The 24191-nt window shown below is 71.3% G+C and carries 25 protein-coding genes; 12 read left to right on the top strand and 13 right to left on the bottom strand.

Annotation, left to right across the window (positions count from 1 at the left end):
• Nucleotides 1–6 precede the first annotated feature (6 nt).
• A complete protein-coding gene (locus P2F65_RS04220) occupies nt 7–1071 on the top strand; it encodes an ABC transporter ATP-binding protein (protein WP_275804476.1) in 1065 nt (354 codons plus the stop codon).
• Entirely contained in the window at nt 1064–2131 is a 1068-nt protein-coding gene (locus P2F65_RS04215; RefSeq protein ID WP_275804474.1) for a dipeptide ABC transporter ATP-binding protein, read from the top strand. Before P2F65_RS04220 ends, P2F65_RS04215 begins: the two co-directional genes overlap by 8 nt.
• 104 nt (nt 2132–2235) lie before the next feature.
• Here P2F65_RS04215 and P2F65_RS04210 read toward each other — a convergent pair whose 3' ends face one another.
• Nucleotides 2236–2850, bottom strand: a complete 615-nt coding sequence (locus P2F65_RS04210) for a hypothetical protein (protein WP_275804472.1) — start codon at nt 2848–2850, stop codon at nt 2236–2238.
• Nucleotides 2847–3401, bottom strand: a complete 555-nt coding sequence (locus tag P2F65_RS04205) for a sigma-70 family RNA polymerase sigma factor (RefSeq protein ID WP_275804470.1) — start codon at nt 3399–3401, stop codon at nt 2847–2849. The genes P2F65_RS04210 and P2F65_RS04205 overlap by 4 nt, the downstream gene beginning before the upstream one ends.
• 155 nt (nt 3402–3556) lie before the next feature.
• On the opposite strand from P2F65_RS04205, the gene P2F65_RS04200 reads away from it, so the two are divergent.
• A complete protein-coding gene (locus P2F65_RS04200) occupies nt 3557–4180 on the top strand; it encodes a hypothetical protein (protein WP_275804468.1) in 624 nt (207 codons plus the stop codon).
• Here P2F65_RS04200 and P2F65_RS04195 read toward each other — a convergent pair.
• The 5 genes from P2F65_RS04195 to P2F65_RS04175 form a co-directional block, all read right to left on the bottom strand.
• Nucleotides 4108–5139 (bottom strand): metallophosphoesterase, encoded by a 1032-nt coding sequence (locus tag P2F65_RS04195; RefSeq protein WP_275804466.1) that lies wholly within the window; start codon nt 5137–5139, stop codon nt 4108–4110. The two genes, P2F65_RS04200 and P2F65_RS04195, sit on opposite strands and share 73 nt — an antisense overlap.
• Nucleotides 5136–6335 carry an L-2-hydroxyglutarate oxidase gene (gene lhgO / locus P2F65_RS04190; RefSeq protein ID WP_275804465.1) on the bottom strand — a complete coding sequence of 400 codons (1200 nt, stop codon included), beginning with the start codon at nt 6333–6335 and terminating at the stop codon, nt 5136–5138. The genes P2F65_RS04195 and lhgO overlap by 4 nt, the downstream gene beginning before the upstream one ends.
• Before the next feature lie 83 nt (nt 6336–6418).
• Nucleotides 6419–7474 (bottom strand): ribosome small subunit-dependent GTPase A, encoded by a 1056-nt coding sequence (gene rsgA, locus P2F65_RS04185; RefSeq protein ID WP_275804463.1) that lies wholly within the window; start codon nt 7472–7474, stop codon nt 6419–6421.
• Nucleotides 7475–7504: 30 nt separating this feature from the next.
• Nucleotides 7505–8833: a 3-phosphoshikimate 1-carboxyvinyltransferase gene (aroA, locus tag P2F65_RS04180; RefSeq protein ID WP_275804461.1), complete on the bottom strand. Its 1329-nt coding sequence runs from the start codon at nt 8831–8833 to the stop codon at nt 7505–7507.
• A complete protein-coding gene (locus P2F65_RS04175) occupies nt 8820–9362 on the bottom strand; it encodes a DoxX family protein (RefSeq protein ID WP_275804459.1) in 543 nt (180 codons plus the stop codon). Before P2F65_RS04175 ends, aroA begins: the two co-directional genes overlap by 14 nt.
• A gap of 76 nt (nt 9363–9438) precedes the next feature.
• Here P2F65_RS04175 and P2F65_RS04170 point away from each other — a divergent pair, with 76 nt between their 5' ends.
• Both P2F65_RS04170 and P2F65_RS04165 read left to right on the top strand, forming a co-directional pair.
• Complete coding sequence (locus tag P2F65_RS04170; RefSeq protein WP_275804457.1) at nt 9439–10344, top strand: SOS response-associated peptidase; 906 nt, start codon at nt 9439–9441, stop codon at nt 10342–10344.
• Entirely contained in the window at nt 10341–10979 is a 639-nt protein-coding gene (locus P2F65_RS04165) for an alpha/beta family hydrolase (protein ID WP_275804455.1), read from the top strand. The genes P2F65_RS04170 and P2F65_RS04165 overlap by 4 nt, the downstream gene beginning before the upstream one ends.
• Before the next feature lie 35 nt (nt 10980–11014).
• On the opposite strand, the gene P2F65_RS04160 is transcribed toward P2F65_RS04165, so the two are convergent.
• The gene (locus tag P2F65_RS04160) at nt 11015–11563 is read right to left on the bottom strand and encodes a ferritin (RefSeq protein WP_275804453.1); all 549 of its coding nucleotides are present in this window, start codon (nt 11561–11563) and stop codon (nt 11015–11017) included.
• A 174-nt stretch (nt 11564–11737) separates the two neighbouring features.
• Between P2F65_RS04160 and P2F65_RS04155 the strand changes: the two genes are divergently transcribed.
• From P2F65_RS04155 to P2F65_RS04130, 6 genes are all read left to right on the top strand, one after another.
• Nucleotides 11738–12361, top strand: coding sequence for a sigma-70 family RNA polymerase sigma factor (locus P2F65_RS04155; protein WP_275804451.1), 624 nt, complete (start codon nt 11738–11740; stop codon nt 12359–12361).
• Nucleotides 12358–12621, top strand: coding sequence for a mycothiol system anti-sigma-R factor (gene rsrA, locus P2F65_RS04150; protein WP_275804449.1), 264 nt, complete (start codon nt 12358–12360; stop codon nt 12619–12621). The genes P2F65_RS04155 and rsrA overlap by 4 nt, the downstream gene beginning before the upstream one ends.
• A 989-nt stretch (nt 12622–13610) precedes the next feature.
• On the top strand, nt 13611–15059 hold the full coding sequence (locus tag P2F65_RS04145) for an HD-GYP domain-containing protein (RefSeq protein ID WP_275804447.1): 1449 nt from the start codon (nt 13611–13613) through the stop codon (nt 15057–15059).
• Complete coding sequence (locus tag P2F65_RS04140; RefSeq protein ID WP_275804445.1) at nt 15056–16381, top strand: HD domain-containing phosphohydrolase; 1326 nt, start codon at nt 15056–15058, stop codon at nt 16379–16381. Before P2F65_RS04145 ends, P2F65_RS04140 begins: the two co-directional genes overlap by 4 nt.
• 203 nt (nt 16382–16584) lie before the next feature.
• A complete protein-coding gene (locus P2F65_RS04135; protein ID WP_275804443.1) occupies nt 16585–18855 on the top strand; it encodes a chromosome segregation ATPase in 2271 nt (756 codons plus the stop codon).
• A 138-nt stretch (nt 18856–18993) separates the two neighbouring features.
• Nucleotides 18994–19575: a hypothetical protein gene (locus P2F65_RS04130; RefSeq protein WP_275804441.1), complete on the top strand. Its 582-nt coding sequence runs from the start codon at nt 18994–18996 to the stop codon at nt 19573–19575.
• Nucleotides 19576–19671: 96 nt separating this feature from the next.
• Here P2F65_RS04130 and P2F65_RS04125 read toward each other — a convergent pair whose 3' ends face one another.
• Both P2F65_RS04125 and P2F65_RS04120 read right to left on the bottom strand, forming a co-directional pair.
• On the bottom strand, nt 19672–21342 hold the full coding sequence (locus P2F65_RS04125; RefSeq protein ID WP_275804439.1) for a sodium:solute symporter: 1671 nt from the start codon (nt 21340–21342) through the stop codon (nt 19672–19674).
• Nucleotides 21339–21650, bottom strand: a complete 312-nt coding sequence (locus P2F65_RS04120; RefSeq protein ID WP_275804437.1) for a DUF3311 domain-containing protein — start codon at nt 21648–21650, stop codon at nt 21339–21341. Before P2F65_RS04120 ends, P2F65_RS04125 begins: the two co-directional genes overlap by 4 nt.
• 250 nt (nt 21651–21900) lie before the next feature.
• Here P2F65_RS04120 and P2F65_RS04115 point away from each other — a divergent pair, with 250 nt between their 5' ends.
• Nucleotides 21901–22293 carry a hypothetical protein gene (locus tag P2F65_RS04115; protein WP_275804436.1) on the top strand — a complete coding sequence of 131 codons (393 nt, stop codon included), beginning with the start codon at nt 21901–21903 and terminating at the stop codon, nt 22291–22293.
• A gap of 82 nt (nt 22294–22375) precedes the next feature.
• Here the strand turns inward: P2F65_RS04115 and sodN are convergent, their stop codons facing one another.
• The 3 genes from sodN to P2F65_RS04100 form a co-directional block, all read right to left on the bottom strand.
• Nucleotides 22376–22774, bottom strand: coding sequence for a superoxide dismutase, Ni (sodN, locus tag P2F65_RS04110; protein ID WP_275804434.1), 399 nt, complete (start codon nt 22772–22774; stop codon nt 22376–22378).
• Between the two features lie 45 nt (nt 22775–22819).
• On the bottom strand, nt 22820–23251 hold the full coding sequence (locus tag P2F65_RS04105) for a S26 family signal peptidase (RefSeq protein WP_275804432.1): 432 nt from the start codon (nt 23249–23251) through the stop codon (nt 22820–22822).
• A gap of 110 nt (nt 23252–23361) precedes the next feature.
• Nucleotides 23362–24132: an amino acid ABC transporter ATP-binding protein gene (locus P2F65_RS04100; RefSeq protein ID WP_275807273.1), complete on the bottom strand. Its 771-nt coding sequence runs from the start codon at nt 24130–24132 to the stop codon at nt 23362–23364.
• Nucleotides 24133–24191 lie beyond the last annotated feature (59 nt).

The following is a 24191-nucleotide window of genomic DNA, read 5'->3' as shown; positions in this document are numbered from 1 at the left end:
ACGCACATGACAACCACTGAATCCAGCACCGCCGCCACCCGCGGCGAAGCGCGCCGGCAGGCGACCGCGGACTCGGCCTACAAGCCGAAGGACGGTCTGCTGCTCGAGGTCGACGACCTCTTCGTGGAGTTCCACACCGACGACGGGGTGGCCAAGGCCATCAACGGTGTCTCGTTCGACCTCTACCAGGGCGAGACCCTGGCCATCCTCGGTGAGTCCGGCTCGGGCAAGTCGGTGACGGCCCAGGCCATCATGGGCATCCTCGACATGCCCCCGGCCCGCATCACCGGCGGCCAGGTGCGCTACTGCGGCCAGGACCTGCTCACCATGCCCGACGAGCAGCGTCGCAAGACCCGCGGCCCCGAGATCTCGATGGTCTTCCAGGACGCGCTGTCGTCGCTGAACCCGGTGTTCCCGGTCGGCTGGCAGATCGCCGAGATGTTCCGCCAGCACCGCGGCATGAACAAGTCCGACGCCCTCGAGCGTGCGATCAAGCTCATGCAGCGGGTGCAGATCCCGGCGGCCAAGGAGCGGGTCAAGGCCTACCCGCACCAGTTCTCGGGCGGCATGCGCCAGCGCATCATGATCGCGATGTCCATCGCGCTCGACCCGGCGGTGCTCATCGCCGACGAGCCGACCACGGCGCTCGACGTGACCGTGCAGGCGCAGATCATGGCCCTCCTGCAGGAGCTGCAGGAGGAGCGCCAGATGGGGCTCATCCTCATCACGCACGACCTCGGCGTGGTCGCCGACGTCGCCGACAAGATCGCGGTCATGTACGCCGGCCGGATCGTCGAGCGCTCCGACGTCTACGACCTCTACCGCCAGCCGGCCCACCCGTACACCAAGGGCCTGCTCGAGTCGATCCCGCGCCTGGACCTCAAGGGCCAGAACCTCGCGGCGATCGGTGGTCTCCCGCCGAACCTGATGCGGATCCCGCCGGGCTGCGCGTTCAACCCGCGCTGCCGCTACGCCCAGCCGGTCTGCACCCAGGACCGGCCGGAGCTGCGGGAGGTCCTGCCCGGCCGCGAGGCGGCCTGCCACTTCTCCGAGGAGGTCCTCAATGGCTGAGGCCATTCTGACCGCGACCGACCTGGTCAAGCACTACCCGATCAAGGGTGGCGTGCTGCGTCGGACGGTCGGGCACGTCAAGGCCGTCGACGGCGTCAGCTTCGAGCTCTACAAGGGCGAGACGCTGGGCATCGTGGGCGAGTCCGGCTGTGGCAAGTCCACCCTCGGCCGCCTGCTGATGCGCCTGGAGGAGCCCACCTCGGGCTCGCTCATCTTCGACGGGGTCGACGTCTACAGCCAGCGTGGCCGCGCCATGCGCAAGCTGCGTCGCGACATCCAGATCGTGTTCCAGGACCCCTACACGTCGCTGAACCCGCGCAAGACGGTCGGCGACATCATCGGGGAGCCCTTCGACATCCACCCCGACGTGGTGCCGAAGCAGGGCCGTCGCAAGCGGGTGCAGGAGCTGCTCGACCTCGTGGGCCTCAACCCCGAGCACATCAACCGTTACCCGCACCAGTTCTCCGGTGGACAGCGCCAGCGCATCGGCATCGCCCGTGGCATCGCGCTGAACCCGAAGGTGCTGATCTGCGACGAGCCGGTCTCGGCGCTCGACGTGTCGGTGCAGGCCCAGGTCGTCAACCTGATGGAGAAGCTGCAGGACGAGCTCGGCCTGTCCTACGTCTTCATCGCCCACGACCTGTCGGTGGTGCGGCACATCTCCGACCGGGTCGGTGTGATGTACCTCGGCAAGATGGCGGAGATCGGCGACGAGGACCAGGTGTACTCGCGCCCGACGCACCCCTACACGCAGGCCCTGCTGTCGGCGGTGCCGGTGCCCGACCCGACGCTGCGCAACAAGCGCGAGCAGATCGTCCTGCAGGGTGACGTGCCCTCGCCGGCGAACCCGCCGTCGGGCTGCCGCTTCCACACCCGGTGCTTCAAGGCGCAGGAGAGGTGCAAGGTCGACGTCCCCGAGCTGGTCAACCGGCCGGACGGCGCGGGCGAGCACCCCTCCGCGTGCCACTTCGCCGCCCCGCGGGAGATCATCGAGACGATCGACGTCTCGCAGGTGCAGACGCCGGCCGGTGGCTACGCCACCACCGCCGACTCGATCTGAGGCACGGCCGGGACCACCCGGCATACACACGACACCGCGCCGCTCCCTCACGAGGGGGCGGCGCGGTGTCGTTCGTGGTGGTGGGTATGCCGGGCGGCGGGCGCTCAGAGCCGGCCCACCTTGTCGGGGAGGCGGCGGTTGAGGGAGAACAGCCGGCCGAGCACGGGCATGAGCACGATGTTGAGGCCGTGCAGCACGCCGATGATGAGCAGGATGCCGCCGATGCGCTCGACCTCGAACTTCAGCTGCCCGGCCGTGGCGGTGGTGACCAGGTTGGTGTGCGACCACGAGTTGTCGGGCTCGAGGCGCACCGTGAAGAGGATGTAGGCCGCGAAGATCAGGTAGTAGACGACGTCGGTGAGCACGATGTAGCTCTTGCCGGTGAGCGGGTTGTCGTGGAAGACGTCGGCGGCGTAGGCCCGTCCGAAGCGCTTGATGAACGGGCCGAGCCACAGGGCGATGGCGACCAGGCCGAGGGTCGTCGCGATCTCGAGAACCCACCAGGGCATGCCGATTCCTTCTCTCTGCAGGGTGATGACGCCGGCGGTGGCCAGCGCGAGGCCGACCCCCCAGGCGGTGGCGGTGCGGCGAATGCGGCGCCGTCGGCGACGGTCGTCGTCGATGCTGCCGACGACTCGGGCGAACAGGTCGGGGGAGAGCGCGCGACCGGGGTCGTCACCGGTCAGCGCGTCGTGCAGGCGGTCCTCGAGCGAGCTCATCGCGTCTCTCCCATCTGCGGCGGCACGTGTTTCTCCTGGAGGGCGACGGCCATGCTGCGCAGGCCCCGCTGCAGGTGGGTCTTGACCGAGTTGACCGACAGCCCGAGCGTCTCGGCGATCTCGGGGACGGGCAGCTCGAGGTAGTAGCGCAGAGCCACGCAGTCGCGCTGCCGCTTCGGCAGGCCCCGCAGCGCCGCCACGACCTCGCGGCGCGACTCGCGCCCGGTGGCCTGCTCCTCGGCCGAGGGCTCGTCCGCGACGGCGGGCGGCCGGTGGCGCAGGGAGACCAGCCCGCGGCGGTTGTGGTCGCGGGCGAGGTTGATGACGATCGAGCGCAGGTATGCCGCGGCGCGCGTCTCGTCCTGGATGCGGTGCGAGCTGCGGGCGAGCCGGATGAAGGCCTCCTGGACGAGGTCCTCGGCGGCGGTGCGGTCGTCGACGAAGAAGCGGGCGAGGGACACCAGACGAGCAGCCTCCGTGGTGAAGAGCGTGACGACGAGCGGGTCCACGCCCTGCGCGGACCCGTCCTGCTGTGCCCCCCGAGCGAGCACGCCCACAGCCTCCATCACCTCGACAGACGACGCAGGCGGCGAGGTGGGTGACACCGGAAACCCAGAAACAAAAAGAGGTTTCGGCTGTCGCCCGCCGCCTCCGGTGCCCCGTCGGTTGCAGTGTCAGACATCTTCTTACGAGCAAGGACTCGACCATGAGCCGTTTGCAGGAATCACTCGCCCCCGGCGGAAGCCGCCACCCGGTGTTGAGGGGCGCGCTCGCCGGTGCCGGCCTCGGGGTGCTGTGGGGCATCGGTGCCCGGGTGTTCATGCGCCTGGTGAGCACCGACCCGAGCTTCAGCTGGGCGGGCACCGCGTTCATCGTCGGCCTCGCGGGACTGCTCGGCACGGGGCTCGGCATGGTGGCGGCCGCTCAGGCTGTCGGCGCCAGGCGCTGGTGGCTGCTGGCCGTCCTCCCGGGGCTGATGCTGCTCGCCGGGCCGGGCGTGCCCTTCGTGCCGGCGTTCGCCATCGGGGGACTGGCGTTCAGCCGTCGCCACCTTGCGCTTCGTGTGCTGGGCGCCCTGGCCATCGTCGTGCCGGCCGTGGTGCTCTGGTGGGTGACGAGGCTGGACGAGGAGACCATGCTGGCCATGCCGACCCACCTGCAGGTGCGCGGCGTGGTCGGCTTCACGATCCTGTCGGTGGCGCTGGCTGCGGGCTCGTCGGTGCTGTGGCGCCGCTGGGCGCCGCGGGCGGCCGGGGCTCAGGAGCAGGTGCCCCTGCCGGCGTCGAGTGGCCTGCTGGCGCCGTCGGCGCCGACGAGCGCCCACTCGTAGCCACCGTCGGTGAGCTGCAGCCGCAGCACTGCGTGGACGCCGGTGATGCGCCGCTCGCTGTTGGGGGCGCGGTCGGCGAAGGCGCGGCTCTCGGCGCCGCCGGTGCCGACCACGAACTGCCGTATGCCGTCGCGGGCCGCTCCACCGTCCGGCCGCTGGGGCGCGAACCGCTCGTAGTCGTGGTCGTGGCCGCTGAGCACGACGTCGGCGCCCGCTTTGGCGAGGGCGTCCCAGAAGTCGGCGGTGCGGCGGCTCGACCCGTGCCAGCCCGAGCTGAATCGCGGGTGGTGCCAGTAGGCGAGGGTGCACCGGCTGCGGTTGCGGGCCAGGTCGTCGCGCAGCCAGCGACCCTGCGCGGAGCCGGCGTCGCAGCCGCCGACCTCGTCGCAGTTGGAGTTCAGCGCCACGAGGTGCCAGCTGCCCAGGTTGAAGGAGTACCAGCCCTTGCCGCGTTCGCCGGCGGCCTTGCCGAAGTAGGCGAAGTAGCCGGCGGCGTCGCGGGTGTCGTAGTCGTGGTTGCCTGGGGCAGGCCGCACCCGGGGGGTGAGCCGACCCCAGCTGGGGTCGTAGCAGGTCCTGAAGTCCTCGGTGGAGCCGTCGGGGTAGGCATGGTCGCCCAGGGTGAGCACGGCGGCGTCCTTCGAGCTACTCAGCAGCTTGGCCGTGATGTCGGCGGTGACGTCGTCACCCCGGTTGCCGCACTGGGCGATGTCGCCGACGGAGATGACGGTGGCGGACCGGGCGGGTTTGCCGCCGTCAGCGCCGGCGCCTCCGCCCACGGTGCCGGTGCCGCCGCCCGCCGTGCCGGTGCCGCCGCCCCCGGTGCCGGTCGGGGCACCCGTCGCCGGGGTGCTCGTGGCGTCACCGGGGCGGCCTCCCGCGGGTGCCGTGGTCCCCGTGCACCCCGTCGCGAGCAGGAGCAGCAGTCCCGCGACGGCAGCCGCGGGTGTCGCCGTCACCACGCTCGTGCCCCCACCACGCGCTCGGCGATCATCTCGCCGATGGGAAGGGCCGACGTCGCCGCGGGGGAGGGTGCGTTGGCCACGTGCAGCTGCCGGCGGCTCTCGCGCAGCAGGAAGTCGTGCACCAGGGTGCCGTCGTGCATCACCGCCTGGGCGCGGATGCCGGCCTCGTGCGGCCGGAGGTCGTCGAGGGTGAGGTCGGGGCAGTAGCGCCGGCACTCGGCGAGGTAGCCGCGGCGGGAGAGCGAGTCGCGCACCTCGACGGCTCCGGTGCGGAGGTTGGCGCGCGCCACCTTCCACATGCCGGGGAAGCGCGCGTAGTCGGCGACGTCGCGCAGCGAGACCTGGCTCTTGCGGTAGCCCTCGCGGGCCAGGCCGAGCACGGCGTTCGGCCCGACCGTGATGCGGCCGTCGATCGTGGGACTGAGGTGCACGCCGAGGAAGGGCAGGTCGGGGTCGGGCACCGGGTAGATCAGGTGCTGGACCAGCCCGGCCCGCGACGGCGGCAGCTCGTAGTACTCGCCGCGGAACGGCACGATGCGGAAGTCGGTGTCGAGGCCGCCCATCCGCGCGACGCGGTCGGCCTGGAGCCCGGCGCAGGCGATGAGGTGCCGGGCGGTGAGCACCCCGTGCTCGGTGAGCACCTGCACGCCCTCGTCGTCCTCGCGGATGCCGCTGACCTCGATGCCGGTGCGCACCTCGCCGCCGGCGAGCCGGATCTCCTCGGCCATCGCCCGGCTGACCTCGCGGTAGTCGACGATGCCGGTGCTGTGGACGAGCAGCGCCTCGAGGCCCCTGACGTAGGGCTCCAGCTCGCGCAGCCGCGACCCGCTGACGGGCTCGACGTCGATGCCGTTCTCGCCGGCCCGCACGCGCAGGTCGTGCAGCCGCGCCACCTCGACGTCGGAGGTGGCGACGACGAGCTTGCCGATGGTCAGTTCGGGTATGCCGTGTGCCCGGCAGAACTCCTTGGTCGCCTTCTCGCCGGCCCGGCAGAGACGGGCCTTCAGCGAGCCGGGCGCGTAGTAGATGCCGGCGTGGATCACCCCGGAGTTGTGCCCGGTCTGGTGGGTGGCGAGCGCCGGCTCCTTCTCGAGGACGACCACGCCGGCCCCGGGCCGGCGCTGCAGCAGGTGGAGTGCGGTCGAGAGCCCGACGATCCCGCCCCCGATGACGACGTACTCGCGCTCCATCGCGTGACCTCCCCAGCCGCTGACCTCAGGCTAGCCGCTCTCCCTCGGCCGGTTCGGGGTATTGCCGAGCGCCATGCCCCGCGTCAATACCCCGGCCCGGAGTCGCCCTCGCCGGAACGGGCCCGCAGCAGCCGGCGCAGCGACTCCAGGCGGGAGGCGCCGGCCGGACCCGCGTGCCCGGAGGCGACCCACTCGTCGAGCGCGCACTCCTCCTCGTCGTGCGAGCACGAACGGGGGCACTTCTCGGTGCCGGGCTCGAGGTCCGGGAAGTGCTCGATGATCCGGTGCAGGTCGACGTGGGCGAGCCCGAAGGAGCGCACGCCCGGGGTGTCGATGACCCAGCCCTGGTCACCGGGCAGTCGCAGCGCCACCGCCGAGCTCGAGGTGTGCCGCCCGCGCCCGGTCACGATGTTGACGTTGCCGATGGCGCGCTGGGCGTCGGGGACGAGGCCGTTGACGAGGGTGGACTTGCCGACGCCTGAGTGGCCGACGAAGACGCTGACCCGCCCGATCAGCTTGTCCTGCAACGCCTCCAGGCCGTCGAAGCCGTCGCCGGCGGTGGATGTGACGATGTAGGGCACGTTGAGTGGGGCGTAGTTGGCCAGGAAGTCCGACGGGTCCTGCAGGTCGGCCTTGGTCAGCACCAGCAGCGGGTCGAGGTCGGCGGCGTAGGCGGCCACGAGACAGCGGTCGATGAGTCGGGGCCTCGGCTCCGGGTTGGCCAGCGCAGAGACGATGACCAGCTGGTCGGGGTTGGCGACGATGACGCGCTCGACCGGGTCGGTGTCGTCCGCGGTGCGCCGCAGCACCGACCGCCGCGGCGACAGCTTCACGATGCGCGCCAACGAGTCCGGGCCGCCGGAGGTGTCTCCCACGAGCTCGACCTCGTCGCCGACGACGATGCCCTTGCGGCCGAGCTCGCGGGCCTTCATCGCGGTGACCACCCGCTCCGGCATCTTGCGGCCGCCCACCCCCTCGCCGACGAGCACGGTGTAGCGGCCACGGTCGACGGCGGTCACGAAGCCGGGGATGGCGTCCTCGTGGGTGGGACGGTCCTTCGACCGGGGGCGGGAGCCGCGCCGGCTGGGGCGGATCCGGACGTCGCTCTCGTCGTAGTCCGAGGCGCGGCGGGGGCTCATGCGGCCCTGCTCATGCGACCGGGACCGGGCTCATGCGGAGGCTGCGTCCGGGGCGGCCGAGGCGCGGCCGGGGCCGCCGAGCATCCCCTCCCAGAGGTCGACGAAGGTCGGCAGCGTCTTGGCGACGGTGCCGACGTCCTCGACGACGACCCCTGGCACCCGCAGGCCCAGCACCGCTGCGGCCATGACCATCCGGTGGTCGGCGTAGGTGCGGAAGCGCCCGCCGGTCAGGGGACGGGGCCGCAGGAGCAGGCCGTCGTCGGTCTCGTTGACCTCCGAGCCCAGCGCTCCGAGCTCGCGCGACAGCGCCGCCAGCCGGTCGGTCTCGTGCCCGCGGATGTGGGCGACGCCGCGGATGACGGTGGGGGAGTCGGCCAGCGCCGCGACCGCCGCCACCACGGGGGTCAGCTCGCTCGCGTCGTGCAGGTCGACGTCGACGCCGGAGACCTCGCCGGTGCCGGTGACGGTCAGGCCCTCACGGGTCAGCGTCACGTCGGCGCCCATGGCGTCGAGGATGTCGCGGATCGCGTCGCCCGCCTGCGTCGTGTGCTGCGGCCAGCCGGGCACGCTGACCCGGCCCCCCGTGACGAGGGCGGCGGCGAGGAACGGCGCGGCGTTCGACAGGTCGGGCTCGACCTGCACGTCGAGGGCGTTGATCTCCGAGGGCTCGACTCGCCACAGGTCGGGCTCCGAGTCGTCGACGATGGCGCCGGCGTCGCGCAGCGTCTCCACCGTCATCTCGATGTGGGGCTCGGACGGCACCGGCGGGCCCACGTGTCGCACCGTGACGCCGCCGTCGTAGCGGGGCCCGGCGAGGAGCAGCGCGGAGACGAACTGCGAGGAGGCGGAGGCGTCGAGCGTGACCTCGCCGCCCGGCATACGGCCCGTGCCGTGCACGGTGAAGGGCAGCCTGCCGCGGCCGCCGTCGTCGATGCGGGCGCCCAGGCCGCGCAGCGCGTCGAGCACCGGGCCCATCGGGCGCACCCGGGCCTGCTCGTCGCCGTCGAACTCGACCGGTCCGTCGCAGAGCGCCGCCACCGGGGGCAGGAAGCGCATCACCGTGCCGGCCAGGCCGCAGTCGACGCGTCCGCCGCCGCGCAGGCTGGCCGGGGTGACGATCCAGTCGGCGCTTCCGGTGGAGTCGGTGGTGCCGTCGTCGATGCCTGCACCGAGGGAGCGCAGCGCCTCGGCCATGAGCAGGGTGTCGCGCGAGCGCAGCGGCCGCCGCAGCCGGGAGGTGCCGCCCGCGAGGGCGGCGAGGACGAGGAAGCGGTTGGTCAGGGACTTGCTGCCGGGAAGGGTGACGAGCGCCTCGATCCGCTCACCAGCCACCGGCGCGGGCCAGTCAGGTGAGGGCATCGTGTGCCTGGCGGGCGCGCAGCCTGGCTTCGCGCTTGGCGGCCTTCGAGGCGTGCCGGGCCTCGCGGCGCGTGGTCTTCGCCGCGCGCTCGGCCCGGTTGCTGATCATGTGCATGCGGTAGGCGACGCCGGGTCGGCCTTCGGTGTCGACGGTCGCGAGGAGCAGCCCGCCGAGCACGGCGAGGCTCTTCATGAAGGCGCGGCGCTCGTGGGCGCGCTGGGTGGAGTCCTTTTCGGCCCAGAAGGGGTGGCTCACGTAGGTCGAGGGCACCATGCTCGCCGCGAGCACCATCGCGGACGTGCGCGGCATGCGGCCCATCGCCAGCATCGCGCCGCCGCCGATCTGGGCGGCACCGTTGGCGCGCACGAGCAGCTCGGGGTCGTTGGGCAGGTGCAGGGCGGGAGCGGCCTGGTCCGCGAGCGGCGCCACCTTGGAGGCCGACCTGGCGGGGTGGCGCAGCTGGTCGAGCCCGCTGGCGATGAAGCTCGCGGCGATCATCGGTCGGGCCACGCGGCGGATCAGGCTCATGAGCACTCCTTGTTGGCTGGTGTCACGACATTCCTACCGTAGTGGGGGTCCGGCTGCCCTGCGTAGCCTGTCCACCATGTGCGGACGCTACGCGGCCACGGCCAACCCGGGTGAGCTCGTCGAGGAGTTCGAGGCCGAGCAGGACCGCACCGCCGAGCCGGCCCGCAGCGTGATGGCGCGCCCGCAGTCGCCGCCGCCCGGCACGCCCGACTACAACATGGCGCCCACCAAGCAGGCGCCCGTCGTGCTCAGCCGCGTGCCCAAGGACGAGGCCAAGGAGCGGTATGCCGAGGGCGCACCTCCCGTGCGCCAGCTGCGGCTGCTCACGTGGGGCCTGGTGCCGAGCTGGGCGAAGGACACCAAGGTCGGCATGCGCATGATCAACGCGCGGGCCGAGTCGGTGCTGGAGAAGGGCTCGTTCGCCAAGGCGGCCGCCACGCGCCGGTGCCTGGTGCCGGCGGCCGGCTGGTACGAGTGGCAGAAGTCGCCGACGGTCACGGACGCCAAGGGCAAGCCGCGCAAGCAGCCGTTCTTCACCCACCGGGCCGACGGGCACCCCGTGGCGATGGCGGGGCTCTACGAGTTCTGGCGCGACAAGTCGGTGAAGGACAACGGCGACCCCGACGCCTGGCTGACCACCTTCACGATCATCACGACCGACGCCGAGCCCGGGCTAGACCGCATCCACGACCGGCAGCCGCTCATCCTCGAGCCGGAGGACTGGGCCACCTGGCTCGACCCGACGATGCAGGACCTCGACGAGGTCAAGCGGCTGCTGTCGTTCCACCGGCCGGGCCGCTTCGAGGCCTACCCGATCTCGACCGCGGTCAACGCGACCGGCAACAACGGCGCACACCTGCTCGACCCGGTGCCCGAGTCCGAGCTCGAGGGCGTGGTCGACCCGATGACCGGGGAGATCATCGGCGGGTCCGACGAGACGGTCTCACCGCAGGAGACGGAGCAAGGCAGGAACCCGGCGTGAAGCCGACCCGGGTGGTCGAGGTCGACACCCCACCGGGGACGGCCCGGGCCACGGTCCACCGGCCGGCCCGGGCCGTCGGCACGCTGGTGCTCGGCCACGGCGCCGGCGGGCACGGCTGGTCGGGCGACCTCGTCGCGGTCACCGAGGCGCTGACGGCCGACGGGTGGGCCGTCGTGCTCGTCGACCAGCCGTGGCGCCTGGCAGGCAAGAAGGTCGCCAAACCACCGCCGACACTCGACGCCGCCTGGGTGCCGGTGCTCGCCGCGCTGACGGCCGGGCGCGGCGCCCTGCCGAGGCCGCTGGTCGTGGGCGGGCGCTCGGCCGGGGCCCGGGTGGCCTGCCGCACCGCCGAGCAGGTGGGCGCCGACGCCGTGCTCTGCCTGTCGTTCCCCCTGCACCCGCCGGGCAAGCCGGAGTCGTCGCGGGCCGAGGAGCTGCTCACCCCGATCCGCGCAGGCCTGCCGGTGCATGTGGTGCAGGGCGAGCGCGACCCGTTCGGCACCCCCGACGAGGTCCGCGAGGTGGTGCCGGACGCGGCATACGTCTCGGCAGCGAAGGGGACGCACAGCTTCGGCAAGGCGCCGGCCGACGTCGTGGAGGCGGTGCGGGGGTTCGTGGGCGCGCTACGACACTGATCGCGTTCTGCGATCAGTGTCGTAGCGCCCGCGGGCTAGAGGGCGCCGCCGGCCGCGGCAGGCGCTGACGCATCCTCGCCGCCGTCGCCGACCTTCTCGCGGGCGAGGTGGTCCTCGATCTGGAACCAGTCGTGGCCGGCACGCTCGGCGATCGCGAGCAGCGTGCTCATCGCGGCGACCTCCTCGACCTGCTCCTTGAGGAACCACAGCATGAACTGCTCGGAGAGCACGTCGCCCTCGGAGCGGGCCGCGCGGAAGAGGCGCTCGCACTGGCCGGTGACGCTCTTCTCCTGCTCCAGCGCGAGGGCGATGGGCTCGACCGGCTTCTCGAAGGCGTTGCGCACCTCGTCGACGCCGGGGATGGCGACGGGCCAGCCGCGGTCGAGCTGGTACTGCACCATCATCATCGCGTGGTTGCGCTCCTCGACCGACTGCGAGTAGAAGTGCGCCGCCAGGCGGGGGAGGTCGTGGTCGTCGAACCAGACCGCCATCGCGAGGTACTGCTGGCTCGCGGTGAACTCGTGCCGCACCTGCTCGGTGAGCAGGTCGACGAAGGCGGCATCGGTGGTGCTGGGGGTCGACATGGCGGCAAATCTACCGGCGGCCCCGAGGGCCGTGCGGACCGGCTGGGAATGAGCCGAGCGGGGGTGCCGTTGACCACCACAGATGTTCTGCCGAAGGGAGTCCCACCTGTGCTCGTGCTCGACGTACCGTCCGAAGTGAGCCCCCGCACCGCAGCCGGTCTAGGCTGGAGCGCGATGACCGAGACCCCTGCATCTGACGCAACCGTCGACGTGGCTCGCGAGACGCCCGAGGAGCGGCACGCCCGCTTCGAGCGCGAGGCCATGCCCCTGCTGGACCAGCTCTACTCCGCCGCGCTGCGCACCACGCGCAACCCCGCCGATGCCGAGGACCTGGTCCAGGAGACCTACGCGAAGGCCTACGCCGCCTTCCACCAGTACAAGCCGGGCACCAACTTCAAGGCCTGGATGTACCGCATCCTCACCAACACCTACATCAACACGTACCGCAAGAAGCAGCGTGAGCCCCAGCAGTCCGACGCCGCGGAGGTCGAGGACTACCAGCTCGCCCGCGCCGAGTCGCACACCTCCAGCGGGCTGCGCTCGGCGGAGACCGAGGCCCTCGACCGGCTGCCGGACACCGAGGTCAAGCGCGCGCTGCAGGAGCTGCCCGAGGACTTCCGCCTGGCGGTCTACCTCGCGGATGTCGAAGGGTTCGCCTACAAGGAGATCGCGGAGATCATGGACACCCCCATCGGGACGGTGATGTCGCGGCTGCACCGCGGCCGCCGCCAGCTGCGCGAGCTCCTGAACGACTATGCCGCTGAGCGCGGCTTCGTGAAGCAGGGAGCGGAGTCATGAGCGAGCACGCTGACCACACGGACTGCTCGGAGACCTTGCACCGGGTGTACGAGTACCTCGACGGCGAGATGACGCGGGACGACACCAAGAAGATCGCCCAGCACCTGCACGAGTGTGCTCCGTGCTTCGAGCAGTACAACCTCGACAAGGCCCTCAAGGCCCTGGTCAAGCGGTCGTGCCAGTGCGAGGAGGCCCCGGTGGCCCTGCGCACGCAGATCATGGCCCGGATCACGACGATCCGGCTGCAGACCTCCGACTGAGTCAGCCCCACCACTCGTGCCGGCCCCCGGTCGCGGAACTGCCAGGTGTCGTAGACCGGGTCCCAGGCGTCGGCCTCGGCGTCGACGACCGCTAGGTGGAAGCCTGCCGCTGTGAGCACCCGCTGGAGCTCTCGGACCGCCCCGAGCCCATCGCCCTGCTCCAGCCGCGCCAGCCGTGACTTGCTGAGGCCCACGAGCGCGGCGAACTCGCGCTGGCTCATCCGCCGGCGTGCCCGGGCGAGGTGGAGCGCGTAGTCGAGGTCGCCTAAAAAGGGGTCGTCCCCCTTGTCCTCCGCGTCTGCGCCGTCCTCCATGCGTCCCACCGTGCCGGGGCCCGGACCCCCGTGGGCGCCCGGACCACGCGCGTGTGGACGGTGGGGATGCGCGCCGCGCGACCCTCCCACGGGCCGTGGGCCTGCGGTATTCCGTGCGGCCGGGTGAGGGCTGGGGGACCGGGTGCCCACACGTGAACGGGGCGCCGGTGCACGTCCGTGGACTCGCTCCGGCGCCCCGTTCGGCGTCTGGTGGCTGCTCAGGCGTTGGGCTTGCGGCCGTGGTTGGCCGCGTTGCCCTTGCGCGAGCGGCGCTTGCGGGCGCGCTTGCTCATGGGTCACTCCGTTGGTGGTGGCTTCGGCGCGTGCGGGCGCCTCGATCGCCCGCCATTGTCGCACAGGAGCCCCCGAGGTCTTAATCGGCGCCATTTCTTCAAGATTTGGTCAAGAAAGGTTCTGTATTCGTGAAAAAGGTGCAGAGCGGGGCATCATTAGTCGTGCTGAGGTGCCCCACCCCCCTGCAGGTGCCCGAGTTGCCCTGCTCGCCGACGCACACGCTGTTAGCTTCCGCAGGACGCAAAAGGAGACTCCGCCATGAAGGCTCTCATCGACATCGACCCCACCACCGCTGCCGGCCCGCGCATCCAGACCATCTGGGGTTGGGGCGGCTAAGCCCGATATACAGAGTTTGCCCCGATGGCCGTCTAGATTGACCTCATGACGGCGGGGACTTCGGGCGAGAAGCCTGCGCGGGGCATCAGTGCCTTGGCGCAGGCTTTCGTCGTGTTCGCGGCCTGCCTGGCGGCGGCACTGCTCACTGTCGGCTGGGCGCTGACAGGCGGGCCCGATGACTGGCCCGCGCTGCTGGTGCTCGGAGCGCTGGGAGTGGTCAGCTGGGTCATGCGCGACTCGAACATCGGGTCACGCGTCCAGATCTCCCTGACCAGCGTCATCCTCCTTGCCTCCGCGGTGATCGTCGGACCGGTGGGGGCAGGGCTGGTCGGCGGCGCGTCCACTGTGCTGCTGCCGCGACAGGCCCCGCTCATCGTCCGCACCTTCAACGTGGCGCTCGGCAGCGTCATCGGCTCGGTCGGCGGGCTGGTTTACCTCGCGGCAGGCGGCCAGAGCGACTTCTCCGGCCTCGACGGGGCGATCGACATCGTCACCTGGGTCGGGCTGCCCCTGATCGCTGCCGACGTCGCCCAGTGCCTCGTCAATGCGGTGCTGCTGGCCGGCATCATGCGCGTCTACAACGGCATCCCGATGCGCGCCCAGATCGTCAAGCTGCTGAGCACCACGGGCCCGGCCTACATCGGCTACGGCATCATCGGCTTCCTGTTCGTGGTGCTCTGGGTCCCGGCGGGGGTGGGCTGGTTCAGCGCCGTGCTCGTGCTGGCGCCCCTGGCCGTCGCCCAGTGGGCGTTCCGCCAGTACGGCGACGAGGTGCGCGCGCACGAGCGCACCCTCGACGCCCTCGTCGCCTCCGTCGAGGCCAAGGACCCGGCGAGCGTCGGCCACAGCGCCCGCGTGGCCCAGCTGTGCGAGTGGATGGCCGACGCCCTGGGCCTCGGCTTCCGCGAGGCGCAGGAGGTGCGCACCGCCGGCATGCTGCACGACCTCGGCACGCTCGCCATCCCCTCGCGCGTGCTGCGGCTCCCACGCGAGCGCAACGACGCCGAGCAGCAGGTCATGGCCGAGCACCCGATCCACGCGGTCGACATGCTCGGCGACATCGAGTTCGTCAAGGACTCGCTCGCGGCCATCGCGCACCACCACGAGCGCTACGACGGCCGTGGCTACCCCTTCGGGCTCGCGGGGGAGGACATCCCCCTCGCCGCCCGCATCATCGCCGTCGCCGACGCCTTCGACGCGCTGACCACCGCGCGCTCCTACCGCCCGGCGCTGACGCCCGTGGAGGCGATGCAGGAGCTGCACCGCCGCGCGGGCACCCACCTCGACCCCCACGTCGTCTCCGCCCTCGCGCGTGCCCTCGCGCGGCATACCTGGTCGGTGACCGAGCGGTCGGCCGAGCTGCTGACCGCCGCCGGGGCCAACCGCGACCACGACGACCCCGAGTGCTCGGACGACTACGCCGAGCGCGCCGACCTGCGAGCCAGGCTGGCGCGCACGGCCGAGCAGCACCGGCCCGTCGAGGCGCAGCCGTGAGGCGCCGCCCCCACGCCCCGCGGATCGACGCCGCCAAGGCGACGATCGGCCTTGCCGCCCTCATCGTCGCGGCGTCGGTGTGGTGGAGCCTCGACGACGTCGAGCTCCTGCAGATCCCCGACGCCGCCGGCATGCTCGTGCTCTTCATGGTGGCGATCACGATCGGCGAGGTCGCCCGCCTGACCATCCTGGGGCGTCGCGAGACGGCCCCGCTGTCGACCGCCGCCGCCCTGGCGCTCACCATGACCTCGCTGGTGCCGAGCGAGGACCAGCTGTTCGTCCCGTCGTCGGTGGTGGTGGTCGCGACCGCCTTCGCCATGGGCATCGGGGTGCTCGTGCACGCGGTGCGCCGCCAGCCCATCGGCCTGCCCGAGGTGGCCGCCCGCATCGTCGGCCTGTCGGTGGCGTCGGTGCTCTACCGGCGGGTGCCGTTCGAGGGCAGGACGCTGCTGGAGTGGCAGGGCGCGTGGGCCGACCGGCGGTGGCTGATCGCCGTGGTGATGCTGCTGGTCTCGCTTGTGGCGGTGCTGGTGAGCCTGGGCCTCGAGGGCGCGATCCGCTCGCAGCAGGAGCACTCGCCGCTGCTGCGCACCATCGTCAACGAGTACCGCGAGGCGGTCGGCCTCACCACCGCGCTGGTGACCACCGGGGCGCTCATCGCGCTCGCCGAGGTGGCGCTCGACTACCTCGCCCTGCCGCTGTTCCTCTTCCCGCTGCTGCTGACCCAGTTCGCGGTTCGGCGCTACGGCGCGATCCGTGAGACCTACCGGCAGACGATCGGGGCGCTGTCGTGCCTCACCGAGCGGGCGGGCTACACCCGCGAGGAGCACGCGTCGCGGGTCACCGAGCTGGCCGTGGCGATCGGCCGCGACCTCGGCATGACGCCGCGCGAGGTCACCGAGCTGGAGTATGCCGCGCTGCTGCACGACCTCGGCCAGGTCGCCCTGCGCGACCCGATTCCCGGCGGGTCGACGATCCTCGCGGCGCCGGCGGACCAGCAGCGCATCGCCCGCGACGGCGCCGAGATCGTGCGGCGCACCGGCGTGCTCGACAACGTCGCCCACATCCTCGAGGCGCAGACCACGCCCTACCGGCAGGTGCGCGAGTTCGGCCAGGACCTGCCGATGCCGAGCCGCATCATCAAGGTGGTCAACGCCTTCGACGACCTCTCGGGTGGGCGGTACGCCGGCCCCGACGAGGAGCGCGCGATGGAGCGGATCCACCTCGGGCTGGGCTACGAGTACGACCCGCGGGTGGTCGACGCCCTGTCGCGCGTGCTCGAGCGCCGCAACGCGCGCACCAGCCCGCTCACCCCGGCCTGAGCCAGCGCGCCCTCGCCGCAACCTTGCGGGCTGCCTGCGGCCCTCGGCCTCTGGTCGGCTGAACGGCTGATGGGATCCGCCGCCATCCTTACGGATAGTTGACGGGGGCCGGAGGAAATCCGGTACGTCTTTGGGGGGTTCCTTTGCCAAACCATGCCGTCGCAGGTTCGTCGTTCACCAAGAGGCTCACGCGGGCGGCCGTCGTGCCCGCTGTGGCCTTCTCGCTCCTGGCCGTCGCCGCGCCGGCACAGGCCCAGTCCTCGCCCGGCATCTGCAACGGTGTGGTGAACCAGCTCGCCCACCGCGGCGTGGTGCAGGAGAACCTGCTCCGGGCCGCGGCCCGCCGGAACGCCGTTGCGATCGCTGCGCTGCAGTCCGAGCGCGCCGCGCTGCAGGCGCAGGCCGACTCCCTGAGCGCGGAGATCGCCGGCCTCACCGGCGCCATCGCCGAGATCGACGCGCAGGCCCTCGCCCTCGACGAGCAGCTCGCCGCAGCCGAGGCGGACCTCGCCAGGCTGACCGCCGACCACGCAGCCACGGCCGCCGCGATCACCTCGGCGCAGGACGCCCTGGCGGCGCTCGAGGAGAGCAAGGTCGAGGTGCAGGACCGGCTCGCGCCGCTGCAGTCCGAGCTCACCGCTGCCCAGGCCCAGGCGGCCGAGCTGAAGCAGCAGCAGGAGCAGGTCGCCACGCAGGTCGAGGCCACGGCGGCCGAGATCGGCCGGGCCGAGTCAGAGCTGGTGGGGCTGCGGTCGGCCGCAGCCGCGGCAGCCGACGCCCTGACCGCGAAGCAGGGTCAGGTCACCGACGCGCAAAGCGACCTAGTGCGGCTGGCCCAGGTGGCCCAGGACGCGGCCGCCGCCGTCGCGGGCGCCGAGCAAGCCGTCGCCGATGCCGAGACCGAGCTGCAGCGCCTCGAGGGCATCGAGGCAGTCGCCGAAGCCGAGCTCGAGGCCCAGCGGGCCAAGGTCGCCGCCGCCAGGGGTGTGCTGGCCGACCTCCAGGACGAGGCGGCCGCCGCTGCCGACGCGGTCGAGGCCAAGAACGCCGAGATCGCCACGGCCGAGGGCGAGCTCGCGACGCTGCAGGAGGCGGCTGACGACGCTGCCGACGCGCTCGCGGCCAAGAACGCTCAGATCTCCGCTGCTCAGGCCGAGCTCGTGACGCTCCAGGCCAAGGAGCGGGAGGCCGCCGAGGCCGTGGCCGCCAACCAGGCCGCCACCACCTTGCTGAACAGCCAGATCGCGACCCTCACCGCCCAGATCGCGACCTTGAACGGGCAGATCGCGACGAAGCAGGCACAGCTGACGACGGCCCAGGGTGAGCTCGCGACGCTGGCCGCGCGGAAGAACACGCTCGAGTCCGAGATCGCCGCGCTGACTGCGCAGATCGATGACATCAATGGAAACTCGCGGTTGAAGCGTGACCTGATTGCCCTTCGTGCTACGAAGGAGACTGAACTTGCGGGGGTGCGTACCCAGATCGCCGACAAGAACACCCTCATCTCCGGTCTCCAGGGCGACCTCGCCACGCTCCAGTCCCAGGTCAACGCCCTCAACGCCCTGCTGCTCAGCAAGCAGCAGGAGAGCAGCGCCCTTCAGAAGCAGGCCGCCCCGCTGCAGGCGAGCCTCGACGCCGCTCGCTCGGCCGTGGCCGCCAAGCAGGGGGAGGTCGCCACGCTCCAGGGTCAGCTCCCGGCGCTGCAGGAGGCGGTCACGTCGGCCAACGCCGCCGTGACGGCCAAGCAGGGCGAGCTCGCCACCCTCAGGGGCGAGCTGCCGGCGCTGCAGGAAGCGCTGGCTGCCGCCAACGCGGAGGTCGCCGCCCAGCAGCAGGTCGTCGACGAGCTCGAGGCCGCGCTGCCTGGCCTGACCGAGGGGCTCGAGGCCGCCCGCCAGGCGGTCGCCGACCAGCGGACCGTCCTCGAGACGCGCAGGGCCGAGCTTGCCCGGGCCGAGGCGGCCCTGGCTGCCGCGAACGACGCGGTCGCCGCCAAGGAGCGCGAGATCGCCGACCTCCAGGCGCAGCTGCCGGCCCTGGAGTCCGCCGTCGCCCAGGGCGACGCGGCGGTGGCCGCCAAGCAGGGCGAGATCGCCTCGCTCACCGCGCAGATGGACACGCTCGTCGCGCAGCTGGAGGACCTCAACGGCCGAATCGCCGCGACGGAGAACGAGATCCTGTCCCTCCAGGCACGGGTCGCCCCACTGCTGGCCCAGCTCACCGCGCTCAACGACGAGATCTCAGCCGCCGAGGCCCAGCTGAAGTCGCTGCAGGGCGAGCTGAGCACGCTCGACAAGCAGGTGACCGAGGCGCAGGTGACGCTGCGCAGCCTGGAGGCCCAGAAGAAGGCCAACAAGGAGGCGATCGCCACGCAGAAGGCGACGCTGGCCACGCTGCAACAGCAGCTCGGTGCCGTGCAGCAGCAGATCAAGTCGATCGACGACACCATCGCGCTCGGCGGCTGCGTGGCCTGAGGGCACGGCGGAAAGTTGCCCCGCAGGCAGGACCCTCGACTCTTGCTCCACGTCACCAACTGCAGGTGAATGAGCGCAGGCGGGGTCAACGGCAACCACAGCAGGGGTGCGCTCCGCCAGCAGGGGAGGTGGAGGTCCATGAACGTCGACACCACGTCGAGCGCGGGCACGCAGACCGCGATGGTGCCGGTGTCGCGGCATCGGCTCCAGGTGTGTCTGAGGAGCACGGACTTCTGGGTGGAGGAGCTGCCGCGTTACGCGGACCGCAAGCAGAAGGCGGCTGACTTCTGGGCACTGCTCTCGGGAGTCATCGCGGCGATGACCGGTCTGGCGATCTGGCCTGTGATCGACAGCGAGTCCGGTGCCGGCGCCAAGGCGCTGGTGTCGGTCGCGGCGCTCATCGCGGCCGTGTGCGCGCTGGTCCCTCGGGTGATGAGCTACGGCGAGCTCGCGGGCCAGGCGCGCGAGCTGAGCAGCCGCTACGGGGAGCTCAAGGGCAGCCTCATCGACCTCGTCGAGATGCCCGTCGTCGACCAGGGCGCAGCGCACGACGTCGTCGCCCGCTTCCAGGGGGCGAAGGAGAAGAAGGACTCGCTGCGCGGTCTGCCCGACCGGGTCGCCCTGCAGCAGCAGGCTGCGATGCAGCAACGCCGAGACGCCGAGGCTCGGCTGCGCGCGGAGGGGAGGGTCAAGGCGGCCAAGGAGGCTCTGGCCCGGTGAGGCGGGCCACGCGGCATACCGGCTGGGCATGAGAACGGGGGCCCGCACCCAAAGGTGCGAGCCCCCGTTGCCGTATGCCGTGCGGCCGGGTTCCCGTTACGGGTTGCCGGTCTGCAGGTGGATGGGCGTGTCGAGCTTCTCGACGCGGGGGTCGCCGGCGTCGGCGAAGTAGTCGCCCATGATGGTCTCGTCGGTGCCGCGGTCGACGTTCATCGCGTTGAAGATGAACGTCAGGACGGCCGCGATGATGACGTTGATGGCGAAGGCGGTCAGGGCGATGTAGCCCATGTCGCCGATCATCGGGATGGCTGCCAGCGAGCCGCCGAAGTGGTTGCCCGTCACCGGGTTGATCACGTTGTAGGCGGTGATGGTGCCGTAGACCATGCCCACGGCCCAGCCGGCGACGAGCGCCCAGCGGTGGAACCAGCGGGTGTAGAGCCCGAAGACGATCGCGGGGAAGGTCTGCAGGATCCAGATGCCGCCGAGGAGCTGGAAGTTGATGGCGTTCTGCTTGTCGAGCGTCAGCACGAAGATCAGGGCGAAGGCCTTGACCAGCAGGGAGACCAGCTTGGAGATCTGGGCCTCCTGCTTGTGCGTGGCGTCGGGCTTGAGGAACTCCTTGTAGATGTTGCGGGTGAAGGTGTTGGCGGCCGCGATCGACATGATGGCCGCCGGCACCAGGGCGCCGATGGCGATGGCCGCGAAGGCGACGCCGGCGAACCACGACGGGAAGGCGTCCTCGAACAGCTGGGGGATGACCAGCTGCGCGTTGGGCTTGCCGTCGAGGCCGATCGGCTTGGTGCCCGCGGCGATGGCGACCCAGCCGAGCAGGGCCAACAGGCCGAGCACGAAGGAGTACGCCGGCAGGATCGAGGCGTTGCGGCGGATGGTGTTGCGGCTGCCGCTGGAGAGCGTCGCCGTGATCGAGTGCGGGTACATGAACAGCGCCATGGCCGAGCCGAACGCGAGCGTGGCGTAGGCCCAGTACTGCTGGCTGTTGGGGATGAACGCGCCGTTGGGCTTGCCGGTGGCCGGGTTGGTGGCGGCCATCTTCTCCTCGGCGGCACCGAAGATCGCCTCCCAGCCGCCGAACCTCGACGGCAGGTAGATGACGGCGACGATGATGACGAGGTAGATCAGCGTGTCCTTGACGAACGCAATGACCGCCGGGGCGCGCAGGCCCGAGCTGTAGGTGTAGGCCGCCAGCAGGGCGAACGCGATGAACAGCGGCAGGTCCTTGGCCAGCAGCGACTCACCGCCGACGCCGGTCACCTCGAGCACGGCCTGGATGCCGACGAGCTGGAGCGCGATGTAGGGCATCGTCGCGAGCAGGCCGGTGACCGACACGGCGAGCGAGAGCCCGCGCGAGCCGTAGCGGCCGCGCACGAAGTCGGCCGGGGTGACGTAGCCGTGGCGGTGGCTGACCGACCACAGGCGCGACATGAAGATGAAGATGATCGGGTAGAGCACGATCGTGTAGGGGACCGCGAAGAACCCGGCGACCGACCCGAGGGCGAACATCGCCGCCGGCACGGCGACGAAGGTGTATGCCGTGTAGAGGTCACCGCCGAGGAGGAACCAGGTCACCCAGGTGCCGAACTTGCGGCCGCCGAGGCCCCACTCGTCGAGCGACTCCATCGAGGTGGCGGCGCGCCAGCGGGTGGCCCAGAAGCCCATCACGGTGACGAGCAGGAAGAGCGCGATGAGCACCGCGAGGGCGACGTAGTTGACGCCGGTGTTGGTCGCGGCGGGCAGCAGGGCGGTCATCGGCCGTCCTCCTCGTCACGTCGGCGGGTCTCGTCGTCGCGGTGGCCGGGCAGGGGGCGGTGCGGCCGGGCCTTGAGCACCAGCTTGTAGGCGCCGTAGGTCATGGCCGAGCACAGGAACACCCACAGGAACTGGTACCAGATGAAGAACGGGAAGCCGCCGAGCTTGGGCTCGACCTTCGCGTAGCTGCCGACCCAGGCCAGCGCGATCATGGGCAGCGCCAGCAGCACGCCCGCGACGGCGAGCATGCCCTTGTTGGCGGGTGGGACGGTGTCGTGGTCGACGTCGTCGAACTCGGGATTCACCATTGAACCTCCAGGTGAGCGGTCGCCTGCGGTCGCAGACCGTCTCTCACCGTATTCAGTTACCGCTGGGAATGGGGATATGCAGCCCCCCGCATAGGTAACAAATGGGATACCTGCCCGCCGCTGGCCACGCCTCGTGGGCTCCTCCTCTTGCGGAGGCTTTGGTTAGGTTGAGGGATGTACCGGCCGCGGTGCTTAGCGTTTGACTGGTGCCGGCGGGGGCCTTCATCTTCAAGGCACGGCGGTGGTGGCCATGGTGGCCAGCGCAGTGGTGGCGTTCGGAGCGGGTGCCTGTCTGTGCGGGGGCTGCCACCTCGGTGGTGAGGCCAGGGCCCTCGAGGGTCAGGCGAGCACCGCCTTCGGCGAGAGCGCACCATTGACCTACACGCGGGTCTTCCCCAGCGCAGAGCTGTGGCCGTCCTGGGTCGCGGTCCAGCTCGCCGGTCCGCAGGTCTGCCCCAAGCAGCCGAAGCGCTCGGACTGCGTCTGGTTCTTCAGCACCGACGGCCTGGAGTGGGCGCCCTCGGGGCTCTGGCTCACCACGGCACAAGGCCAGGCCCAGCCCTGGCGTCACGTGACCACTCAGTGGTGCGGACGGAACTGGTGCCGGCTGGTCACCATGTATCTCGGCCCGCCGGGGCGCTGAAGCCCTGGCATGCGAAAGCGCCCGACCATGCGGAAGCGCCCGCCCCGGGAGTGGGACGGGCGCTTCTCGTGGAGAGGAAGGCTCAGGCGGCCTTGGTCTCCTTGAAGATGCGGTCGATCTCGTCGATCTTGCCGAGCAGCTGCTGGGCGGCGTCGGCGTCGAACGAGCCCTTGGTGCCCGAGGCGCCGGCGAGCTTGGTGGCCTCGTTGAAGAGGGTGTGCAGCTCGGGGTACTTCTCGAAGTGCGGGGGCTTGAAGTAGTCGGTCCACAGCACCCACAGGTGGTGCTTGACCAGCTCGGAGCGCTGCTCCTTGATGATCGCCGCGCGCATCCGGAAGTCTGCGTCGTTGTTGTCCGCGACCTTCTCGCAGATCTTGGCGATGGACTCGGCCTCGATGCGGGCCTGGGCGGGGTCGTACACGCCACACGGAAGGTCGCAGTGGGCGCTGACCTCAACGGTGGTGAAGAAACGGGAGAGCATGCGAATCCCTTCTGCAAAGTCGGACGATCACGTGCACCCGCAAACCTACCCCCGCCCGGAAGACCCCGCACGGCGCCCCCACAACCTGGCGAACGCCCTGAGCAGGTAGGCCGCTCCCAGCAGGTGGCGGAGGCGCACCCCCTCGGCGAGCGAGAGGCTTTGGGGGATGCGGAACAGCACCCGGGCCCGGATGTGCTCGCGCGGGAGGGACTGCCCGAGGGTCCACGAGTCGACGACGCCCTCGGCGCCCTGGTTGTCGGCCTCGACCCAGTAGCGACTGGGGTCGTCGGGGTCGCGCATGGTCACGCGCTTGATCGCGAGCGGCCGGGGCGCCCCGTGGTCGTCGGGCGGCAGCCGCACGATCGCCAGGCGGCCGAGCTTGGGCGGCGCGCCGTTGAGCACGACCATGCGGTCGCCGGTGTGCAGCGTCGGCTCCATCGAGCGCCCGGTCACCTTCACCAACCCCAGAGCGATCATCGCGTCCCCAGACCTCCTGACGTCACGGCCCCACCGTGTGCCCATCATGCCCCCGCGTATGCCGTGCGCGCCCGTCGGCGGACGCGCACGGCATACGAACGAGCGCAGGGTCAGACGCTGCGCGGCTCCTGCCGCATGCGCTGCAGGAACTTGCGTGTGCGCTCGTGCTGCGGGTTGTCGATGCACTCGCTCGGCGGGCCCTCCTCGACGACCACGCCGCCGTCCATGAAGACGACCCGGTCGGCCACGTCGTGGGCGAAGGCCATCTCGTGGGTGACGACGATCATCGTCATGCCCTCCTTGGCCAGCTGCCGCATGACGTCGAGCACCTCGCCGACGAGCTCGGGGTCGAGCGCCGAGGTGGGCTCGTCGAAGAGCATCAGCTTGGGGTCCATCGCCAGCGCCCGGGCGATGGCCACGCGCTGCTGCTGACCACCGGAGAGCTGGGCTGGGTAGGCCTTCTCCTTGTCGGCCAGCCCCACCTGCTCGAGCAGGTCGAGGGCGCGCGCCCTGGCGTCGCTCTTGTTCCGCCGCTTGACCTGGACCGGGCCCTCCATGACGTTCTCGATGGCGGTCAGGTGGGGGAAGAGGTTGAACCGCTGGAACACCATGCCGATGTCGCGGCGCTGGGCGGCGATGTCCTTGTCGTGCAGCCGGTGGAGCCGGCCGCCCTTGTCGGCGTAGCCCATGAGGTGACCGTCGACCCAGATGCGGCCGCCGTCGATGTTCTCGAGCTGGTTGATGCAGCGCAAGAAGGTCGTCTTGCCCGACCCGGAGGGTCCGAGCAGGCAGACGACCTCGCCCTTGCGCACGTCCATGTCGATGCCCTTGAGCACCTCGTTGCGGCCGAAGGCCTTGGTGACGTTGACTGCGTGGACCAGCGCCTCGGTTTCCCGGTGCGGCTCCTGGCGGGGGGTCTCAGCGGTCTCAGGTGCGGTGC

This window comes from Knoellia sp. p5-6-4 (assembly GCF_029222705.1).
In the GTDB taxonomy this organism is placed as follows: Bacteria; Actinomycetota; Actinomycetes; order Actinomycetales; family Dermatophilaceae; genus Pedococcus_A.
The sequence above is the reverse complement of the archived record's forward strand: the minus strand, read 5'-3'. Positions and strand labels throughout refer to the sequence as shown.

Excerpts from the sequence above, each read along its gene's own strand:
- lhgO (WP_275804465.1), bottom strand. The coding sequence starts at position 6,335 with ATGGAGCGCGAGTACGTCGTCATCGGGGGCGGGATCGTCGGGCTCTCG.
- P2F65_RS04105 (WP_275804432.1), bottom strand. The coding sequence starts at position 23,251 with ATGATCGCTCTGGGGTTGGTGAAGGTGACCGGGCGCTCGATGGAGCCG.
- aroA (WP_275804461.1), bottom strand. The coding sequence starts at position 8,833 with ATGCCCTCACCTGACTGGCCCGCGCCGGTGGCTGGTGAGCGGATCGAG.
- P2F65_RS04115 (WP_275804436.1), top strand. The coding sequence starts at position 21,901 with ATGGTGGCCAGCGCAGTGGTGGCGTTCGGAGCGGGTGCCTGTCTGTGC.
- P2F65_RS04120 (WP_275804437.1), bottom strand. The coding sequence starts at position 21,650 with ATGGTGAATCCCGAGTTCGACGACGTCGACCACGACACCGTCCCACCC.
- P2F65_RS04130 (WP_275804441.1), top strand. The coding sequence starts at position 18,994 with ATGAACGTCGACACCACGTCGAGCGCGGGCACGCAGACCGCGATGGTG.
- P2F65_RS04160 (WP_275804453.1), bottom strand. The coding sequence starts at position 11,563 with ATGTCGACCCCCAGCACCACCGATGCCGCCTTCGTCGACCTGCTCACC.
- rsrA (WP_275804449.1), top strand. The coding sequence starts at position 12,358 with ATGAGCGAGCACGCTGACCACACGGACTGCTCGGAGACCTTGCACCGG.
- P2F65_RS04155 (WP_275804451.1), top strand. The coding sequence starts at position 11,738 with ATGACCGAGACCCCTGCATCTGACGCAACCGTCGACGTGGCTCGCGAG.
- P2F65_RS04200 (WP_275804468.1), top strand. The coding sequence starts at position 3,557 with ATGAGCCGTTTGCAGGAATCACTCGCCCCCGGCGGAAGCCGCCACCCG.
- P2F65_RS04170 (WP_275804457.1), top strand. The coding sequence starts at position 9,439 with ATGTGCGGACGCTACGCGGCCACGGCCAACCCGGGTGAGCTCGTCGAG.
- sodN (WP_275804434.1), bottom strand. The coding sequence starts at position 22,774 with ATGCTCTCCCGTTTCTTCACCACCGTTGAGGTCAGCGCCCACTGCGAC.
- P2F65_RS04175 (WP_275804459.1), bottom strand. The coding sequence starts at position 9,362 with ATGAGCCTGATCCGCCGCGTGGCCCGACCGATGATCGCCGCGAGCTTC.
- P2F65_RS04210 (WP_275804472.1), bottom strand. The coding sequence starts at position 2,850 with ATGAGCTCGCTCGAGGACCGCCTGCACGACGCGCTGACCGGTGACGAC.
- P2F65_RS04145 (WP_275804447.1), top strand. The coding sequence starts at position 13,611 with ATGACGGCGGGGACTTCGGGCGAGAAGCCTGCGCGGGGCATCAGTGCC.
- rsgA (WP_275804463.1), bottom strand. The coding sequence starts at position 7,474 with ATGAGCCCCCGCCGCGCCTCGGACTACGACGAGAGCGACGTCCGGATC.
- P2F65_RS04220 (WP_275804476.1), top strand. The coding sequence starts at position 7 with ATGACAACCACTGAATCCAGCACCGCCGCCACCCGCGGCGAAGCGCGC.
- P2F65_RS04215 (WP_275804474.1), top strand. The coding sequence starts at position 1,064 with ATGGCTGAGGCCATTCTGACCGCGACCGACCTGGTCAAGCACTACCCG.
- P2F65_RS04125 (WP_275804439.1), bottom strand. The coding sequence starts at position 21,342 with ATGACCGCCCTGCTGCCCGCCGCGACCAACACCGGCGTCAACTACGTC.